Origin of the sequence: Microbaculum marinisediminis, from assembly GCF_025397915.1 — a bacterium.
GTDB classification, from domain to species: domain Bacteria; phylum Pseudomonadota; class Alphaproteobacteria; order Rhizobiales; family Tepidamorphaceae; genus Microbaculum; species Microbaculum marinisediminis.
Map to the genome: position 1 here is coordinate 1 of NZ_JALIDZ010000025.1, position 800 is coordinate 800.

Here is an 800-nt window from a genome sequence, read left to right on the forward strand (position 1 = left end):
ATAGCGCACACAGTGCATTAGTTCAACCGTCATGGCGTCCGATCGGCTCGATAGTCGCCGTTGATGGTCAAGGACTTGTCATCGGCTGCTTTCCCGACGCCAACGCCTTGCGCGTCGCCATGATCGGGAGGGCGGCATGACTGCGAAAATCATCCCGTTCATGCTGCCTTCGGCTAACAAGCCAGAGGCGCCGAATGTCGTCTCACCGGGGCCGTTCACGGTGGCCGAATTGGACGCTATCCGCGCTCGGATGCCCATTTCCGAGATCGCCGGCCGGAAGGTGAAGCTGCGCCCCCAGGGCCGCGAGTTCATCGGCCTGTCCCCCTTCAACGCCGAGACGACGCCGTCCTTTATCGTCAACGACCACGACGGCACCTTCCGCTGCTTTTCCTCGGACAAGCGGGGCGACGTTTTCGAGCTCCTGATGGAACTTGAAGGGCTGACATTTCGGAAGGCCGTTGAAAAACTCGCCGCCGAAACCGGGTTGGCATTGTCGAGCCTCGACGACGAGGAGGTAAGCCGATGACCACTTATCGCGACTGGCTCCCTAATCTCATCGGGCAACTCAGCGTCGACGACCAGGACGAGCTATTCGCCCTGCTCGACACCGGCGCACTGACCCCCGAGCAAGGCGTCATGTGGGCACGGATCCGATGGGCCCGGCGCCTCGGCAGGTACGATTACGACGGCCCGCAGGGCTGGCGAAAACAAGACCCGCGTCGTGAGACGCCGGCTATCCCAGAGAAGGAAACCCCCGGATGCTCCCCGACCACATGACCAACGCCGAACTTGACCGGCTT

2 protein-coding genes are annotated in these 800 nt (G+C 62.1%); both read left to right on the plus strand.

What is annotated here, in order from left to right; translation table 11 throughout:
* The first annotated feature begins 136 nt into the window (after positions 1–136).
* Positions 137–526 (plus strand): CHC2 zinc finger domain-containing protein, encoded by a 390-nt coding sequence (locus MUB46_RS24115; RefSeq protein ID WP_315902781.1) that lies wholly within the window; start codon positions 137–139, stop codon positions 524–526.
* Entirely contained in the window at positions 523–777 is a 255-nt protein-coding gene (locus tag MUB46_RS24120; RefSeq protein WP_261618528.1) for a hypothetical protein, read from the plus strand. The genes MUB46_RS24115 and MUB46_RS24120 overlap by 4 nt, the downstream gene beginning before the upstream one ends.
* Positions 778–800: the final 23 nt, after the last annotated feature.

What these genes read in the sequence shown, in the direction of transcription:
- MUB46_RS24115 (WP_315902781.1), top strand. Translation starts at nt 137, where the DNA reads ATGACTGCGAAAATCATCCCGTTCATGCTGCCTTCGGCTAACAAGCCA.
- MUB46_RS24120 (WP_261618528.1), top strand. Translation starts at nt 523, where the DNA reads ATGACCACTTATCGCGACTGGCTCCCTAATCTCATCGGGCAACTCAGC.